A 17,802-nucleotide genomic window follows, 5' to 3' on the forward strand; every position below is an offset into this window, starting at 1 on the left:
ATTAACGTCCAGGATCTTATCCCCAATGATAGGTACAGGGCCATAGGTACGTAATAACCAATAGTAGTAAAGCGCACGTAATCCACGAGCTTCGGCCTTGTAAGTCTTTTTTACGTTGGCATCAACTTCGGCAGGGTTAGCGCTATCAATGTTTTGCATAAAGTAAGTCGCATTACGTATCGCTACGTAGTAGGCATCCCAATACAATGCCACGTCACCATCGGTGTTGCTCCAGGTGCTGGCATTCATATTGTTACTGTAGTTAAAATCCCAGTTATACTTAGCTTCATCTGATGATGCTGTCCATGGCCCCGAATTACCTACACCATTGTAGCGTTGCGTTAATTCATTAGGGATAGTATTGTAAATATTAGCCAAAAAATTTTCGGTATTGGTTCTGGAACTAAATATTTTATCGGTTGTGATAATATCATCCGGAACCTGGCTCAGATATTTTTTGCATGAGCCCAGGCTTAGCGCGAGCAAACACAAACCTATATATGTGAATTTTTTCATTTCTCTTAGTTATTCGATTTATGATTTAGAAATTAGCTTGAACACCCAGTGTTAATGTTCTTATATTAGGGTAAGCGGTACCATTGGAGGTATTAAGCTCGGGGTCCCATAATTTGAAAGGGCTCCAATACAAGAGGTTTAAGCCTTGCACATATACGCGGGCGCTCTTGAAACCAATAGTTTTAAGCAATGTTTTGGGAAGATTGTAACCAAAATCAGCCGTTTTTAAACGGACAAAATCTATATTTTTAACCCACCATGATGATGTCACCGCGTTATTTTTATTAGCGCTGTTGCCATAAGCCAAACGAGGATAAAAAGCATTTGGATTTGGGTTTTCCGGTGTCCACCTGTCTTCAGCTACAGCAAAAAGGTTACTACGCTCGGCTCCGGTACTGTTATTAAACGGTATGATACCATCTCCGCTCAATAACCTGTCCGCGCCGGCTACACCCTGGAAGAATAAGCCGATATAGAAGTTTTTGTACTGTAAATTAAAGCCCAAACCATAAACAGTTGTAGGCACGTCGCCGTTACCGATGCGGGTAACGTCATTGGCGTCAATTTTACCATCACCATTTAAATCTTTGTACCTGATATCGCCTGGGCGTACTGTACCAAGGGCTGCCTGGGTTGGGGCAGCGTCAATCTCTGCCTGATTTTTGAAAAGGCCGGTAGCTACGTATCCAAACGTTGCCAGGTAATTAGTGCCTCTTCTTTCCATGTACGGATAAGGCTGAGGCGCCTGGTCATTTTCAATAACTTTATCGCGGTTATAAGTAAAGGTACCGCGTACATCAAGCGTAAACGCGCCTATTTTTGTAGGATTAAGTGCTATTGTTGCATCAATACCTTTGTTGGTTATGATACCAAGGTTGCCTTCCGGTGCACTTACAAGCCCTACCAGTGCCGGTATCGAAGCTCTTTGCAAGAACACCCCGCTCCTTCTTTCATGAAATACATCTACCGTTAATGAAAATAACGATCTGAATGCCTGGATATCTAAACCCAGGTCCCTTTTGTGCGATTTTGCCCACTGCACATCACTACCGTAACTGGTAATAGCGGTTCCGCCGTACCCGGTATTGCCACTGGCCGAACCATTACCGAATGTATAACCGCCTGCACTTGTGCTAACCAGTGTAAGGAAGCCAAACCTACGACCGCCATTACCTCCATCGCCCACAATACCATCAGAGTACCTGATCTTTGCAAAGTCAATAATGTCTTTTAAAGGCTCGTAAAATTTCTCGTTAGATAGTACCCATCCTACACCAAACGATGGGAAAAATCCGAACTTTTTAGCAGGCTCAAAGTTTTCGGAACCATTATAACCAAAGTTACCTTCGGCAAAATATTTATTATCATAAGAGTAAGTAACCCTGCCGGCCAAACCCTGGCTGCGATAAGGAAGCGATCCGGTTAAATCTGTTGCCGAATTTAACAGCTGCTCCCTTTGGTTAAATAAGGCCAATCCGGTTATGTGGCTCTTTTTACCAAAACTTTTATCGTAATTTAAAGAAGCCTCTGTATAATACTGGCGGGTACCATTAACATCACCAAGAGTGTTAAAACCAAGCTGATCTGAACCTTGTTGTATTACGTTCAAATTAACTGAGCCGTCATCGTTGTAAGGATTGGCCCTGTTTATTTGATACCAGCTTCTTCTGCGGGTACGGGCAATGGTATGGGTATTGTATACGTCAAATGAGTACAGGGCACTAAATGACAATCCGGGAACCCAGAATTTCAGGTCCTGTGTTAACCTTGCATTTGACAAAACCTGGTTGCTGAATATGTTTTGATAACCTGTTTGTGTTATTTCGGCATATGGGTTGGGCTGTGCACCGGCCGAACTTACCCCCGGCACCAGGTTACCCGGGTACATAATAGGATAAAGTACAGGGTTGGTTTGCATTACATCAGAAAATGCATCATTGGGGTTTACACCCGGATAGTTGGTATTGGTAATATAACCTTGCACACCTAAATCAAACTTGGTGGTGCTTGTCCAGTTCATAGAAACGTTTGAGGTAAAATTGTAACGTTTAAACTTGGTTGTAGCATCATAGCTCTGTAAGGCATCCGTTTTCAGCAAGCTTTCCTCGTCATAATAAGCTCCGGATACATAATAGGTAGCAGTTTCTGAACCGCCCCGGGCGCTAAAATTAGCCCGCCTGTTTTGCGCAGTGCTTTTAAATAAAGCATCCATCCAATTAACATTCGGATAAAGGTTAGGATCAAGATTTTTGATGGTTGCGTTGATATAGTTGTTGCTATATTCTTTACCCTGGCCGCTGGCCAAACGGGCCTCGTTCCTTAACATCATGTACTCTATACCATCTGTCAATTCAGGGGTTTTAGTAAATGATGTGATACCCTGGTTGTAATTAAACATTAATACAGGTTTGCCGGTAGTACCTTTTTTGGTATTTATCAGGATTACACCGTTTGCGCCGGATACACCATATACCGCGGTTGCAGATGCATCCTTCAAAATAGTAAATGAAGAAATATCTTCAGCGTCAAGACCGTTGATATCCCTGCCTTGTACCCCGTCAATAATGATCAGCGGAGAGGCGTTGTTATTGGCGTTGAAGGTGGAGATACCACGGATCCAGAGATCGGCACCGTTTTGACCGGGTAAACCGGAACGCTGTACGCCAACTAAACCGCTGATGCGGCCCGCCAGCGTTGCACTAAGATTAGCAACAGGCTGCTTGATATCCTCAAGGTTTACGGTTGATTGTGCACCTACTACACTGATCTTTTTCTGCTGACCGTAGCCCACAACAGCAACCTCATTTAAGCTATTGGCCGCGGCTTGCAGGGTGATATTGAAATTGATTTCGTCCTTTACAGCAGCGGTGAACGTTCTGAAGCCGATAAAACTTACCGAAATAGAGTCACCACGGCTGGCCAGGATACTGAAGCGGCCTTTTTCGTTAGTAACAGAAGCCGTTTTGGTTTTAAGGTTGCGTACTGTTACGCCGGGCAATGTGAGGTTAAGTTCGTCTTTAACCGTACCGGTTACTGTTATTGCCTGGTGGGTTTCCTGCGCCCTAACGTTCATAACAAACGCCATACATACCAGGGCGATATACATGAGTTTGTTATTCCTCAAGCTTGCAAGAAAAACTTTTAAGAGTCGATTTTTTGACATAGTTTCTTATTTGTTGATTGAAAAGTATTTTGATTGATTATTTGAGTGTTTACTGCGGCACATTGGTTACCCGCCACTCGGCCATCTGGAATAAAGCACTGCCACCGTTGGCTGTTATATTAAGCCTGTAATAGGTGTAAGTTTTATCGTTGGTGAATGTGTAATTGTTGGTTGTTTCACGATCTGCAAAGGTTTCATTAGTGCGGGTGTCTAACACCGTCCAGGCACTGCCGTCGTTTGATCCCGAAAGCGTCCAGCTTTTTGGATCTCTTGAAGGCGCATCATTGGCCGAAGTGAGGGTATAGCTGGTGATGTGCTGTGCCTGTTTAAATTTTAGCTGGATCCAAAAGGTTGGGTCATAAGTAAAAATCAGGAACTTGGTGGTTATATCACCGTCAGTTACCTTCGGCGAACCCTCAGCGGCGCTTGGTCCCCCGGTATTCTCAATACTTACAGATAATGCGCCCTGTGCGGTTACATCCTCCGGGTCTGGCGGCAAAAGAGCATAAGTTCGCTGCTTATCCTTTTTGCAACCCGAACAAAAAATCAGGGCGATACAAAGCATGGCCAGTGCCCGCCTGGTTAGTTTTAAAACATTCATAGATTAATTTGATTGTGGTTAGAAAATTGGAACATATATATTATTAATTAATAAGCTGTTATGAAAAATAAACACCATAAAAACAAGGCAATAAAATTCCTGTCCGCCAATGGCGAAGCTTTTTTTGATCATTCATTATGGTTAGAGAATGATTATTTCAGAAGAAAAAATGGAGACCTGCTGCAACCCAAACTACCCTAACAATATGCCAAAGCAAAGCCATTTCAGTATTTTTTACTGAAGAGGAAAGGCATAACATGATGATAGAATTTGCGGGAAAATTAAAACAGGTACCTGTAATTTAAAAGTGCTCTCATTGGTGATGGTGGCTAAGTTTAATAATTGAAAGATAGTTCTTCGATTAATATCAATTGATAAATCGTTTTACCAATTATAAAAAACGACTTATACGTAACACATCTTTCGTTAACAGTAAAGCTAAGAAAATAATAATATTAATAAAACGTTTTATCAACTTTTTTTTAATATGTATCTTTTTTCACATTAATGCTAATGATCTTCTCACCGCATCGAAGCGAATGTTGTTAAATTATCTTTTCATCAACCAAAAAAATCCGATCATACATTTAAGAGAAAATACTGGCTGCTTTGTCTGTAGATATGCCTGCCTCATGCTGTTAAGTTAGGAGCTTGCAGATGCAAAAGTTTCGTGGAAATGAATAAATGAAAGTTTTGATGTATCAGAGGTACACAACCGCCTGTTCCGTACCTTTGGCCCGGGCATTATATATATTGGTTGCTACAAACCTTTGCTTCTTGATGGCTTAATTTAATGACATTGAATATGGCGCTGTAATGGCGCTTACAATAACCTCATGGAAAACTCAAATAACATCTGGTACGTCACCATCCTGTTAAGCGCCGTAGCCGGCTTTTGCGACACGGTGACCTTTGTAGCCGCGGGTTCTATATTTTCGGCACATGTTACCGGCAATTTTATCGTATTCGCTTACCAGGTTATTAAGGGATCGGATCCGCAGGCCTGGATCAAACTCCTCTCCTTTCCGGTTTTCGTTGCAGCGGTAATAACCGGCGGGCAAATAGGGGCCGAACCTGGCAAAAGATACCGGCTATTATTTATAGAAGGCATTCTGCTGCTGCTAAGCGGCATCTTTGCCATGTTCGTAAAGTTGTATTTCATAACCGATTGGGGCATGCACCTTACCGCAATGATGGTTGTATTTGCCATGGGGCTCCAAAACGCTTTTGGTAAACTTTATGCCAAAGAAACGTATGGCCCTACCACCATGATGACCGGTAATGTAACCCAGGCTTCACTTGATCTTGGCGGACTGCTTTTCTCCGGTTTCAAAAACATAATTAGCATGGAAAGTTTAAAGAAACAGGCCATTACCATAGCCGGCTTTCTAACCGGCTGCCTGGCCGGCGCCTTCATGGCAAAAAGTTTCGGTTTGTATGTACTTATTACCCCCGGGGTAATATTGATCATGTGCTATTTAAGCACCGCCCGGCAAGCAGCCGGGCAGTGATACAGAGCCGCTTTAAACCTGACATCAGCGCCGTTTTAGTTTCTGTGTATTTAAGGGAACAAAAACATAAAATACATATTCCTTGACCATCAAACATAAAACTTCACTGGTAACGAGACTGTTACAACTCAAACAGAACCTAACAGGTAAATTTGAACAAAGCCTTTATCAATTATGAACCAGATCAAGAAAGAAGATATCAAACAGGAAGTATTTGACCTGTATGATGATTACGCACATAACCGCCTTGACAGGCGTACGTTTATGCAAAAGCTCTCCATGTATGCCGTGGGTGGCCTAACCGTTACAGCACTGTTGAGTTTCATGATGCCCGATTACCAGGGCAGCATACAAATTAAACAGGACGATCCGCGTTTAAAATCAGGTTATATCAATTACCCTTCGCCCAAAGGCGGCAAAACAATTAAAGGGCTATTATCAGAACCTGCAGATGCCAAAAAGAAACTGGGCGGTATTGTGGTAGTTCATGAAAACAGGGGCCTTAATCCTTATATTGAAGATGTAGCAAGAACCGCTGCCCTTGCCGGATTTATTACCCTTGCACCTGATGCCCTTTCGCCCCTTGGCGGTTATCCCGGTAATGATGATGAAGGACGTGCTATGCAGGCTAAAAGGGATAAAGGCGAAATGGAGGAAGATTTTATAGCAGCTTTCGAATACCTGAAAAACCATAAAGACTGCAATGGCAAGGTAGGTGTTGTTGGATTTTGTTATGGCGGAGGGATCGCCAATATGATGGCCGTACGTGTTCCCGACCTGGCTGCGGCTGTTCCATTTTACGGAAGTCAGCCGGCCCTTGAAGATGTTCCTAAAATTAAAGCGCCGCTGCAGCTACATTATGCATCACTGGATACCCGCATCACAGATGGCTGGCCCGCATATGAAAAAGCCTTAAAAGAGAATGGGAAAAAGTACCAGGCTTTTATTTATGAAAATGCCAATCATGGTTTTCATAACAACACTACTCCACGTTATGACAAAGCCGCGGCCGAATTAGCATGGAAAAGGACAATTGATTTTTTTACCGAATATTTAAACTAAAGGCCGGATGCCCGGCCTTTTTGTTATTCAGTAATATTGTATAAGGGAGGATACCTTATTCTTTCGGGGTATCTTCTTTATCTTCCTCGTCACGCTCTACCGTTATGGTACATTCTGTAACCAGGGCGGCCAGGGTACCTACCGCAGCAAATACAGGTGCCAGTATTACCCCAAAAAGGCCTACTGATAAAGGAAAGGTCATTAACTCTTTGCCATGTTTATCCGAAATAGTGATCCTGCTTGCTTTTCCTTCGTGAATTATCTCTTTTATCTTTCCCAATAACGCTTCGCCGTTAATTGAAAATGTTTCTTTGGTGCTCATGTTTTTTCTAAGTTTTATATTTTAGATGAGCGTATTATCTCCTTGTTACAGATTCTGTTAAATATGACATTGTAATTTGCAGAGGATCGTTGTCCTGCTTTACAAACTTACTTCCACCTTTTTCCCTGTTTTAACAGCAAGGTAAATAGCATCTATGAGTTTCAGATCCTTTACCGCTTCTTCGCCGTTTACAGGTACTACCGTCTGTTTATTTTTAAATATGATATCGGCCATTTCGTCCATTTGGACAGTTTGATGGGTGGTGATCGGCTGGTTAAGCTCTCCCAAATGGGTACGACCTCTGATTGGCCCGTAGCCGGTAGAAGGCTGCATCTCAGCAAACCCCTTTTCGCCATCGAGGAAAAAGCGGTCGAGATTGTTCATATTGTACGTAGATAAACAAGAAGCCACAGCCCCGCTCGGGAAGCCAAACTGGAACTGGATGGTTTCGTCAACCCCTTCTTTAAATTTTACCGTATCGGTTTTAGTTTCCTGGGCGGTAACCCATACCGGCTCCTCCCCTGTCATGTAACGTGCGCCATTGATAGCATAAATGCCTATATCCATCATGGAGCCGCCGCCGGCCAATTTTTTATTCAGTCGCCATTGTGTAGGATCACCAATGGTAAACCCGCATTGCCCCTGAAAAAACCTGATCTTCCCAAACTCTCCACTTTGCCTCATCCTGATCACCTCAAGGGTTTTGGGTTCAAAATGCATGCGGTAGCCTACCAGCAATTTCACATTGGCCTTTTTGCAGGCATCAACCATTGCCTGTCCCTCCTGTGCATTAACCGCCATTGGTTTTTCGCATATAGCATGTTTACCTGCTGCTGCCGTCCTGAGCACAAAATCATGGTGCAGCCCGTTGGGGGTTATAACATATACGGCATCGATGTCCGGGTTATTTTTTATGTTATCGAAGTTCTCGTAGTTGTAGCAATTTTTTTCGGGGATACCGTATTTACTTTGCCATGCTTTAACTTTTGATGGCGTACCGCTAACCACACCAACCAGCTTAGCTTTGGTACACTTCTGCATAGCTTCGGCAACCATGCCCCCGTAGCCTCCAAGCCCCAAAATGGCTACACGTAACAGCGGGCCGTCATAATGAGGTTCAATATTATCTGCTCCTGCCGTCCAACCGGAAAGTGGGGCAAGCTGCAGGGCCAGGGCAGATAAGCCCAGTTTCTGCAAAAAATCACGACGAGAATTCATAGGTATGTTTTTTGGTTGATGACAATTTACATATTTCCGGGAAAAATGCACCTAAGTCATCTGATTTTTACAGGGAAGCCGCGTTTAAAATAATTCGATCCCGTTGAAATTTCATACCGAAAATTTCCACACGAATGCTTTTCAAGGCATCTACAATTAATCGAATTACACGAATTTTTAATCGAAGCCTGTGGTCGGTGTTATCACCACAGGTGTTCGGAAGATGAAATTATCTCTGTTTTAAAAAAAAATGTCATTGCGAGCGTAGCGCGGCAATCTCGTAGCCAATGCATGTCCGCCCTGTATAGCTATGGGATTGCCGCGTCGCCCCATGTGCTTTTGCCCATGCCGCTCCTCGCAATGACATAGCTTTTAATTAACGGCCCATCAGAAGCCCTCGGAGAGGACATGAATTTAAAACCCCAACTAATCCAAGCCCTCTATAATTACATCCCCTTCGGCTGATTTACCGGTTTAACTGCCCAGTTATTCCCTGCTTTATCATTCAGATAGATTTCAAGCTTACCGCCGTTCCCGATATCGCTGTAACGGATAAAATTATCAGGGTTTATTTTGCCGTTCAATTTCACCGCGCTGATATACATTGATTTCGGACTTGATTTATGGCAGATGATCTCGAACTTTTTACCATTTTGAAGTGTAATAGCAATGCTATCAAACAAAGGCGAACATAACAGGTACTCGCCAGAAACCGGGTTTACCGGGTAAAAACCCATAGAAGCAAACATATACCAGGCCGACATTTGCCCCGCATCATCATTCCCTCCCAAACCACCGGGACCATCACTATACTCGGTAGCCAGGATCTTGCGTACGGCTGCCTGTGTTTTCCATGGCGATGGTGAATAATTGTATATAAAAGGGATCTGGTGCCCCGGCTCATTACCATGCCAGTACTCGCCTTTTCCAAACAAACTATCTAATGATTGTTCAAGCTTTTTTGTACCACCCATCAGCTTGGCCAAACCGGGCACATCCTGCGGCACATAAAATGTGTACTGACGTGCCGTACCCTCTGTAATAAAAGTTGCCTTTTTATCCGCATCAAAAGGAGATACCCATGAACCATCAACATGCTTACCGCGGACAAACCCCGTTGACGGATCAAATACATTGGTATAATATTTTGCCCGTTTGCTGAGTGCCGAATAGTCGGCAGGTTTCTTTAAAGCTTTTGCAAATTGCGCCAGCGCGTAATCGTCATAGGCATATTCCATCGTGCGGCTTACCTGTTCCATTTTATGAAAAGCATCACGTACACTATCTTCTAAAGGGATATACTGATATTTCAAATAGCTATCCAGCGCCCTGCGGCCCTTGCCTTCCACATAATCGGCCCGGTTAGCAGGCAGTTCAAAAGCATTATGCCTTAAAATTTGGTAAGCATCGTTAGCATCAAAATCAGTGATCCCTTTTAAATATGCCGAACTGATCACAGAAGCGGTATGATCGCCGATCATTTCAGATGTATAGCTGTTCCAGCATGGAAAAACGGGCATCCAGCCGCCTTGCTTACCTTTCAGGATCAGTGATTTTGCCAGGTTATTGACTAAAGAAGGATTCAATATCTCAAACAGCGGCAACTGCGCCCGGTAAATATCCCACATCGAAAAATCGTCATAATAATTACCGCCTGATAACTTTTCAATCTGGTAATTACCGGAAAACCGCGGATACTTGCCATCAACATCATTAAAAAGGCGAGGATGCTGCATGGCGTGATAAAACGATGTGTAAAAGATCCGTTTATCCTGCTCACTGCCGGTTGAGATACTGATCTGCCCTAAAGCTTTTTCCCATCTCGATTTGCTGTTTGCTACAGCCCTTTCAAAATCAAACCCGGGCATTTCGCCCTGCAAGTTTTTGCGTGCCCCGTCCAAACTGGTAAACGAAGTGCCTATCCTGATGGTTAGCTTTTCGCCTTTGTTGAGTTTAAACCCTGCATAAATGCCGGCGCCCACATCGTTTTTGATGCTATCAGCAGTAAATGTTTTATCGCCCGCAAAAGTGCCCGTTTTACCTAAACTCCGTTCAAACCTGATCACAAAGAAACCGCTGAAGCCCGCGCTTTTGCCCCAGCCCTGGTAAATGCGGTGCGCCGGGTTATAGCCCGATATTTCGCCTGTTTGTTTATCCACTTTTACAAAACCTTCATGATAATCACTATTGGCTTTGATCAATAAATAAAGGCTGTCGGCCTGCTCCATGGTAAACTGCATCATTCCGCAACGCTCTGTGGAGGTTACTGCGGCATTCACTTTATATTGATTAAGGTTAATGCTATAAAAGTGCGGCGACGATAGTTCATCGGTATGTTTAAATGTCGCGCTATAATTAGTTGTTTTTAGCTTACCAGTGATGGGCATAATGGTGAAGCTGCCATAATCCTGCGTACATGAACCGCTTAACCAGTGCGAACCACGCAGGCCGTTAAATACACTGTCTTTATAATAATAAGGGGGCACACACTTAGTTTCACCGGATTCTGTTTCGGGTGTCCATTGCGTCATTGCAAAGGGGACCGTAACAGCAGGGATGGTATTGGCAAACCGCGTATCTGCCGCCTGGCCATGTTTTAGCGCCGAAGCTGTGGTAGCAATAGCTGTACCCGCCATCGGCTGTACATATTTAACAAGGTCCTGGGCAAAAACAGAACATGGAAACAACAGCAGAACGATATAAATAAACCGGTTTATGAGTTTTGGGGTGAAGTTCATTTCAGACGGGTATTAAACAAAAATACGGCAGCAAAATACAGCAATCATCGCTAATTACTGTTATCAGCAATGGATAAAATATTGAATAAAAAGCCTGTCACAACATAGCGTGACAGGCTTTTGAAGTTTTAATAACCTGGGTTTTGCGTTAAATTAGGGTTTAACTGAATTTCCCTTAGCGGAATAGGATATAAGTTCAAAGTACTAACTATATTTCCAATGGTACCGTTGATAGAGCCTTTAGCTTTAAAAGCCGTCATAACCGGGATAAAGGTGTTCCAGCGTACCAGGTCAAACCAGCGTTCGGCTTCAAAACAAAGTTCCACACGCCTTTCATTACGAATAGCAGTACGGGCGTCTGCCTGGTTTAAGCCAAGTTTTGGAGCAAGGGTTGCCCTGGCGCGTACCAGGTTAAGCTGGGTTAATGCCTGTTCGGTTTTGCCGTTCTCGTTCAAGGCTTCTGCATAAAGCAATATCACATCGCCGTAACGCAGTACCGGCCAGTCATTATCTCCTTCACTTACGCCAACCACACTTGAATAAATGAACTTTTTAGCATAATAATAAGTAAGTGTGCCTGCATTGTAAATACCGATAGATGTAGCCAACCGGCTATCGCCAGGTTCAAAGGCATTATAAAGATCGGCAGTCCCCACGTTATTACTATTACCCGTTACCGATGTGGTAATGGTAGTGCCCGATGGTTGAGGCACAAAGCCCCTGGCAAATGTATTGCCCTCGCTAAAACCACCGCCCAGGTATTGTACCGAAAATATAATGTCCTTGTTATTGTCGTTCCCAAGGCCAAATACCTGGTTATATGGGATCAGCGTACCGGCAGTTGCAGATACTGTTGCCAATATAGCCTCGGCTTCTGTAAACTTGTTTTCGAACATGTACACCTTACCCAATAATCCATTTGCGGCAATACTGGTAGCACGGCCAATGTCAGTCCCGGTGTAAGAGGCTGGCAGTACTGCCGCAGCTTCTGTCAGGTCCTTTTCTATCTGCGCATATACTGCTGCTGCTGTTGCACGGTTATAGCTATATGCCTGTTTTTCGGATGTTATTTCGGTTAATACCAAAGGTACACCACCAAACATACGTACCAGGTTAAAATACATTAACGCCCTTAAAAATTTGGCCTGCCCTGTATAAAGGTCGCGGTTAGCCTGGGTCATGGGAGGTGTGCCCACATGCCCTAAAACAATATTTGCAAATGCTATGGTAGCGTAAAACCGGCCATACGCCAATTGAAGATTGGTAGATGTTGCAGTCCAGGTCAGTTTATCTTCTTCACCGTATAGCACCTCGCTTTCACCGTAGGTTTGGGTATTGTCTGACGGAATTTCACCAAATCCATATTGCTCATTATAAATTGGCCTCAGGCTGCTGTAAACGCCATTGAGCGCGGTTTTTATATCTATCTCTGTGGCATAATAAGTAGTTACAGGAATAATTCCCTTTGGGGTAAGATCAACAAACGACTTCTTACAAGCCGGCAATACAGCCATTAGGGTTATCAGGGAAAGGCTGCTTATGATTATTTTTTTAACTTTCATGATTTCTGAGGGTTAAGCGATTAAAATCCAAAATTTACACCTACGATAATTGTGCGGGCAGTAGGATAAGTACCCTGGTCAACACCCGGTGTTGTGGCATCGCTCCCCATGATGTTTGCTTCAGGGTTATAGCCGGTATATTTGGTTATCAGGAACGGGTTTTGAGCAGTCACATAAAATCTTGCTGTTTTTACAAAAAGCTTGCTCAGCGCGTGTTCACTAAGCCTGTAACCCAGCGTAATGTTCCTCACCCTAAAATATGAGCCGTTTTCAACAGCCTGGCTGTTAAGTGCGGGGCCAGGCAATGAAGCGGTGGAAATCGGTGAGGGATACTTTACATTTCTGTCGGGAAAAGCCGGATCATAATAATTATTGTAGTAAACAGCCAGCGAATTTTGGTTGTTATTACCGGTTAATGTTTGTCGATTATTTCCGTTGATGATATTTACGCCCTGCACACCCTGGATCAATATGCTCAGGTCAAAATTTTTGTACTGGAATGTATTGGTTAAACCGTAAGTAACATCGGGCAGTCCATGACCCAATGCCGCCATGTCATTGATGTCTATTTTACCATCGCCGTTCTGGTCTTTGATCATAAAATCACCAATCTTATTACCCGAGGTAGCTTTTGCATTATTGGCCAGATCGTTTGCATTTCTGAATATACCAATGATCTGATATCCATACATAATACCTAAAGGCTGGCCTACTTTAACCTGGTAAACGTTGTTCCAGCCGTTAATGGCCTGTACTCCAGGCAGCGCGCTTGGTCCGCCCAGATCAAGTACTTTAGTTTTATAGGTTGATAAGTTGGCATTGGTATTCCAAACCACTGCACCTAATTTAAAAGTGGTACTGGCAGTAAACTCAAACCCTTTATTTTGAAGTTTCCCTAAATTAGCCTGGTATGATGTTGCATAACCCACATCAAGCGGCAGCGCTTTATTGAGCAGCATACCATTTGAATAACGGATAAAATAGTCAACGGTGAACGCTATTTTATTCTGCATGAAGCCGATATCGGCACCTACGCTGGTTTGATCATTCTTTTCCCAGGTAAGATCAGGATTGGCGAAGCCTGTTTGCTGGGTGCCGAATAAACGGGTACTTCCCGATGCATAGTTTTTATTAAGGGCTATTGAGTTTACGTAGGTAAAACTACCAATGTTGGCATTACCGGTACGGCCATAACCACCTCTTAACTTCAGTTCGTTAATAGATAGTTTATCCAATGCGTTTTTCAAAAACGGTTCTTCGGCCAAACGCCATCCCATAGAGAACGAAGGAAAAACAGCGTACCTGTTGTTTGGTCCGAAACGTGACGAACCATCCTGACGCACTGCTGCTGTAAACAGGTATTTACGGGCATAATCATAAGTTAACCTGCCGGCGTACGATACAAAAGTATTGGCATCAAATGCTTCGGATCCCACGGTGTTTGGTGAAGCCAGCGGACTATCAACCGCGGTTGTTATAAAGGTGCCCGGTACACCGGCCGTATAATTAATTTGTGAGTTATATTTCTGGGTAGAAAATAAGCCCAACAAATTAAAATGATGCTTTCCTATTTGCTTATCGTATGTTGCGGTATTTTCCCAAACCCAATCAAAACTGGTCCGTGAATTATCTGCCGCAAATATGCCGGCCAGCAAGGGGTTTGAATCCGAAGCTGTTGGAGCTAAGCTATAAGCCATTGTACCCGGTATATAAGCATGCACCTGTTCGTTTTCTAAGGTGGCACCCAAATAACTCTTTAATTTCAAACCGGCAATGGGAGTGTACTCCAGGAAAGTATTGGCCAACGTACGGAATGATCTTGAACGATTAACAGATTTACTTAAAATATTTACAGGGTTATAAAAATTACTGGCAGAAAAAACCGCCGTTGGCGACAGATTGTAATTCAAATCGCGGTCATAGGGTTCCTGAAAATCACCGTTTGCTTTGCGCACAGGCACAATTGGCTGAAAAGTTAAAGCCTGGTTAAGCGGGCTTGGCAAGTTTACAGGGGCAACTATGTTCGGTACACCAACCAAATAGTCATTGGTGTTGGCACCAGCTCCACTTGCCTGGCCAGATGCGGGCTGCCTGAACTGTTCGGAATATGATGGTGAAATTGAAAAAGCGAATTTTACATTTTTGATCAGGTCGGCATCCAGGTTTAACCGGGTAGTATAGCGGCTATAATCGGTTCCTATCAATACCCCTTGCTGTTTAAAGAAACCAGCCGAGGCATTAAAGCGTACTTTTTCGCTGCCACCGGCGGCATTCAATTCAAAATCACTTAAAGGTGCTGTTCTGAAAATAGCTTTTTGCCAGTCAACGTCAGGCAAGGCCGATACATCGCCATCTAAAATAGTAGGGTATTGCAGGCCTTTTATCCGGCTCAGGGCTTTAACCTGGTCAACATATTGATCTCTTTTTAAAACCTTTATAAACCTGTTCACCTGCTGTACACCGGTATAGGCAGTTACCGAAAATGTAGTTTTGCCGGCCTTGCCGCGTTTGGTTGTAACCAGCACAACACCATTTGCCGCCCGCGAGCCATAGATAGCAGCTGAAGCCGCATCTTTTAATACTTCAATCGACTCAATATCACCAGGATTGATGAGGTTAAAATTGGCTGGAGTTTCAAGCGGGTAACCATCAACCACATAAAGCGGATCGTTAGATGCACTTAAAGAACTTACCCCACGAACACGAATGGTTGGCGCAGCACCAGGTTTTGAGCCCTGATCTGACTGCACCTGCACACCGGCTGCCAAACCGGCCAGTGCTTCACCGGGTGTACCTACAGGCTGGTTACCGATGTTTTTACCATCAACCTTGGCAATAGCAGCAGTTACCGTGGCCCGTGATTGCGTACCATAACCAACAACTACAACATCGCTCAGGGTATGCGGCGCATCGGAAAGGGTAACGTCAATAACAGTTCTGTTGCCTACTACAACCTCCTGGCTCAGCATGCCAATAAAGGAGAACACCAGGATACTTTTATCGCCGGGTACTTTTATGCTATAACCGCCATCGGCATTGGTTACCACGCCCTGCTGGGTACCTTTAAGTACCACACTTACACCCGGGAGCGTTTGCCCTTTACTATCCGTTACCTTGCCCGTTATGGTAATAGCTATAGCTACTACCGGTTTAACAGGGAGCTGTTTTTTGCGGATCACGATGGTATTGTTTTCGCCGGCAACAATCTCAACCAGGTCTTTATCAAAGCACTCGTCCAATACTTTTTTCAGTTCGGTATTTTTTACGTTAAGCGTAACAGTACCGGCTGTGTTGATGATATCGCCATCACAAATAAAATTGTAGCCGGTTTGTTTGGTGAGCTGCTTAAGCACCTCTTTTACAGGTGTATTTTTTGCACTAATACTCACCTGCTGCGCCAATGTAGCAGCACTTACCTGTAAAAGCGTAAGCATCATTATAATGATGGTGAGTTTCATGATCAATAGAAATTTAGGGATACGACAAGGCATCTTCCCGCACTTTTGTGCAGTAAAAATTTTATACATTTGTTTTGGGTTAAATAATTGGTTATGTGAATTAATTGGTATTTATCCTAATTAACCTAACAAGGCTAATCAACGCCGGGGGTGGGCTCAAACACTCCCGGTTTTTGGATACTTTGGGGATGTAATTATTTTGCTATAACGGTAACCCTCCTTTCCTCGGTAACAAAACGGACCTTATTAACTAATTCTATATTTTTAAGCAAGCTGGCCAGCCCTTTTGAGCGGGAGAAGTTTCCGTAAAGGTTGATATTTGTCATATCTCCTTTAAAAACAACATCAACATCATACCATCTTGATATTTTTTTCATGATAGCTATGATGTTGTCATTATTGAAAATGAAGCTGTCATTTTTCCAGGCCATTACCTCTTCTATATTAGCCTGCTTTACTGTTACGCCTTCGCCTGAATCATTAACGGCCATTTGCCCGGGCTTGATCAGTGTTGACCGGTTCCTGTAATTTATTTTTACCGAACCTTCAAGCAAAGTGGTGGAGATACTTTGCTCATCGGTATAAGCGCTGATATTAAAATGCGTACCTAAAACCTCAACAACCTCTTTACCGTTCACATCTATTTTAAAAGGCATTGCCTTATTTTTAGCAACTTCAAAATAAGCTTCGCCTGTTAAAGTAACCTTCCTTTCTGTACCGGTGAACGCAGCGGGGAATGATAATGCCGATGCTGAGTTTAACCAAACTTTGGTACCATCGGCCAGGGTGATATTATATTTTCCGCCACGGGGAATGGCAATGGTGTTCATAGCATTATCAGCTTCCGGCTTTTTATTTCCGTTGCTTTTGCTGATAACTATTCCATTGCCGGATTTTGAGATAGCAGCATTACCCTGTTTACTTAACACACCATTTTGTGCATCGCCAAGTGTTATCGTATTTCCGTTGGCTAAGGTTAATACTGCTTTATCCGAACCGGGCCGGATCTCATTTTTTGCGATATTACTGGTGATGGCAACCTGATTGCCCTGCCCCTTTTTATTGCTCTTAATGATATAAATACCTGCGGTTGCAAACAGGAGAACAGCGGCTGCAGCGGCATATGGCCATCTGCGCATTCTCACTACAGGTGTTTCCCGGATATTCAAGCTCGCCTGCAATTTGTGGTGCAGCAATGCCCGGAGCCGCTCCTGATCTGCAATATCAATATTTGCCAGGTGCTCATCCAGCAGACCATTATCAAACTGATATTTTTTGATCAGAATTTCCTCTTCGGGGGTGTGTTCACCTCTTAAATATTTCTCGCAAAGAGAAAGATATTGATCTTCTGTCATGAATAGCGCAATTGCTGGTGTTTACAATTTGGTTTACATAAGTATAGATACATACCAGCGACGCAACACACATAAAAAAATAAAATTATTTTATGACACCGCACTTTCGTTCCCGGGATACCGGTATAGAGCGGGATGAATAAATATTTTTATTCCCAATTTATAATCCATAGCTTTATCTTACCCAATTATATGCTAAGTGATAATTTAACAGACTCAGAACTATTTGAGGCTATTATACTTAACGACCAAAAGGCATTCAATCAGTTGTTTGAGCGTCATTGGTTTAAAGTTTA

12 protein-coding genes are annotated in these 17,802 nt (G+C 43.4%); 3 read left to right on the forward strand and 9 right to left on the reverse strand.

Annotated elements, in window-relative coordinates; genetic code table 11:
- From VF500_RS27570 to VF500_RS27580, 3 genes are all read right to left on the reverse strand, one after another.
- The coding region (locus VF500_RS27570; protein WP_330862744.1) for a RagB/SusD family nutrient uptake outer membrane protein at positions 1-516 on the reverse strand (516 nt) is incomplete at its 3' end.
- A 25-nt stretch (positions 517-541) separates the two neighbouring features.
- Positions 542-3,679: a TonB-dependent receptor gene (locus VF500_RS27575; RefSeq protein ID WP_330862745.1), complete on the reverse strand. Its 3,138-nt coding sequence runs from the start codon at positions 3,677-3,679 to the stop codon at positions 542-544.
- Between the two features lie 49 nt (positions 3,680-3,728).
- The gene (locus tag VF500_RS27580) at positions 3,729-4,280 is read right to left on the reverse strand and encodes a discoidin domain-containing protein (RefSeq protein ID WP_330862746.1); all 552 of its coding nucleotides are present in this window, start codon (positions 4,278-4,280) and stop codon (positions 3,729-3,731) included.
- A 60-nt stretch (positions 4,281-4,340) separates the two neighbouring features.
- Here VF500_RS27580 and VF500_RS27585 point away from each other — a divergent pair, with 60 nt between their 5' ends.
- From VF500_RS27585 to VF500_RS27595, 3 genes are all read left to right on the forward strand, one after another.
- Positions 4,341-4,481 (forward strand): hypothetical protein, encoded by a 141-nt coding sequence (locus VF500_RS27585; RefSeq protein ID WP_330862747.1) that lies wholly within the window; start codon positions 4,341-4,343, stop codon positions 4,479-4,481.
- 635 nt (positions 4,482-5,116) lie between these two features.
- On the forward strand, positions 5,117-5,791 hold the full coding sequence (locus VF500_RS27590; RefSeq protein WP_330862748.1) for a YoaK family protein: 675 nt from the start codon (positions 5,117-5,119) through the stop codon (positions 5,789-5,791).
- A gap of 174 nt (positions 5,792-5,965) precedes the next feature.
- A complete protein-coding gene (locus VF500_RS27595) occupies positions 5,966-6,853 on the forward strand; it encodes a dienelactone hydrolase family protein (RefSeq protein WP_330862749.1) in 888 nt (295 codons plus the stop codon).
- Positions 6,854-6,908: 55 nt separating this feature from the next.
- Here the strand turns inward: VF500_RS27595 and VF500_RS27600 are convergent, their stop codons facing one another.
- The 6 genes from VF500_RS27600 to VF500_RS27625 all read right to left on the reverse strand — a co-directional run bounded on the left by VF500_RS27600 (position 6,909) and on the right by VF500_RS27625 (position 17,506).
- The gene (locus VF500_RS27600) at positions 6,909-7,175 is read right to left on the reverse strand and encodes a DUF4342 domain-containing protein (protein WP_330862750.1); all 267 of its coding nucleotides are present in this window, start codon (positions 7,173-7,175) and stop codon (positions 6,909-6,911) included.
- Between the two features lie 99 nt (positions 7,176-7,274).
- Positions 7,275-8,393, reverse strand: a complete 1,119-nt coding sequence (locus VF500_RS27605) for a Gfo/Idh/MocA family oxidoreductase (protein WP_330862751.1) — start codon at positions 8,391-8,393, stop codon at positions 7,275-7,277.
- A gap of 446 nt (positions 8,394-8,839) precedes the next feature.
- Positions 8,840-11,131 carry a GH92 family glycosyl hydrolase gene (locus VF500_RS27610; RefSeq protein ID WP_330862752.1) on the reverse strand — a complete coding sequence of 764 codons (2,292 nt, stop codon included), beginning with the start codon at positions 11,129-11,131 and terminating at the stop codon, positions 8,840-8,842.
- A 128-nt stretch (positions 11,132-11,259) separates the two neighbouring features.
- Positions 11,260-12,693 (reverse strand): RagB/SusD family nutrient uptake outer membrane protein, encoded by a 1,434-nt coding sequence (locus VF500_RS27615; protein ID WP_330862753.1) that lies wholly within the window; start codon positions 12,691-12,693, stop codon positions 11,260-11,262.
- A 20-nt stretch (positions 12,694-12,713) separates the two neighbouring features.
- Entirely contained in the window at positions 12,714-16,220 is a 3,507-nt protein-coding gene (locus VF500_RS27620; protein WP_414688599.1) for a SusC/RagA family TonB-linked outer membrane protein, read from the reverse strand.
- 125 nt (positions 16,221-16,345) lie between these two features.
- Positions 16,346-17,506: a FecR family protein gene (locus VF500_RS27625; protein ID WP_330862755.1), complete on the reverse strand. Its 1,161-nt coding sequence runs from the start codon at positions 17,504-17,506 to the stop codon at positions 16,346-16,348.
- Between the last annotated feature and the right edge of the window lie 296 nt (positions 17,507-17,802).

This window comes from Mucilaginibacter sp. (genome assembly GCF_036383575.1).
Taxonomy (GTDB): Bacteria; Bacteroidota; Bacteroidia; order Sphingobacteriales; family Sphingobacteriaceae; genus Mucilaginibacter.

Bases quoted from the DNA above. Each gene is read 5' to 3' on its own strand.
- VF500_RS27625 (WP_330862755.1), bottom strand. From the start codon at position 17,506: ATGACAGAAGATCAATATCTTTCTCTTTGCGAGAAATATTTAAGAGGT.
- VF500_RS27595 (WP_330862749.1), top strand. From the start codon at position 5,966: ATGAACCAGATCAAGAAAGAAGATATCAAACAGGAAGTATTTGACCTG.
- VF500_RS27605 (WP_330862751.1), bottom strand. From the start codon at position 8,393: ATGAATTCTCGTCGTGATTTTTTGCAGAAACTGGGCTTATCTGCCCTG.
- VF500_RS27610 (WP_330862752.1), bottom strand. From the start codon at position 11,131: ATGAACTTCACCCCAAAACTCATAAACCGGTTTATTTATATCGTTCTG.
- VF500_RS27580 (WP_330862746.1), bottom strand. From the start codon at position 4,280: ATGAATGTTTTAAAACTAACCAGGCGGGCACTGGCCATGCTTTGTATC.
- VF500_RS27600 (WP_330862750.1), bottom strand. From the start codon at position 7,175: ATGAGCACCAAAGAAACATTTTCAATTAACGGCGAAGCGTTATTGGGA.
- VF500_RS27590 (WP_330862748.1), top strand. From the start codon at position 5,117: ATGGAAAACTCAAATAACATCTGGTACGTCACCATCCTGTTAAGCGCC.
- VF500_RS27615 (WP_330862753.1), bottom strand. From the start codon at position 12,693: ATGAAAGTTAAAAAAATAATCATAAGCAGCCTTTCCCTGATAACCCTA.
- VF500_RS27575 (WP_330862745.1), bottom strand. From the start codon at position 3,679: ATGTCAAAAAATCGACTCTTAAAAGTTTTTCTTGCAAGCTTGAGGAAT.
- VF500_RS27585 (WP_330862747.1), top strand. From the start codon at position 4,341: ATGAAAAATAAACACCATAAAAACAAGGCAATAAAATTCCTGTCCGCC.
- VF500_RS27620 (WP_414688599.1), bottom strand. From the start codon at position 16,220: ATGTATAAAATTTTTACTGCACAAAAGTGCGGGAAGATGCCTTGTCGT.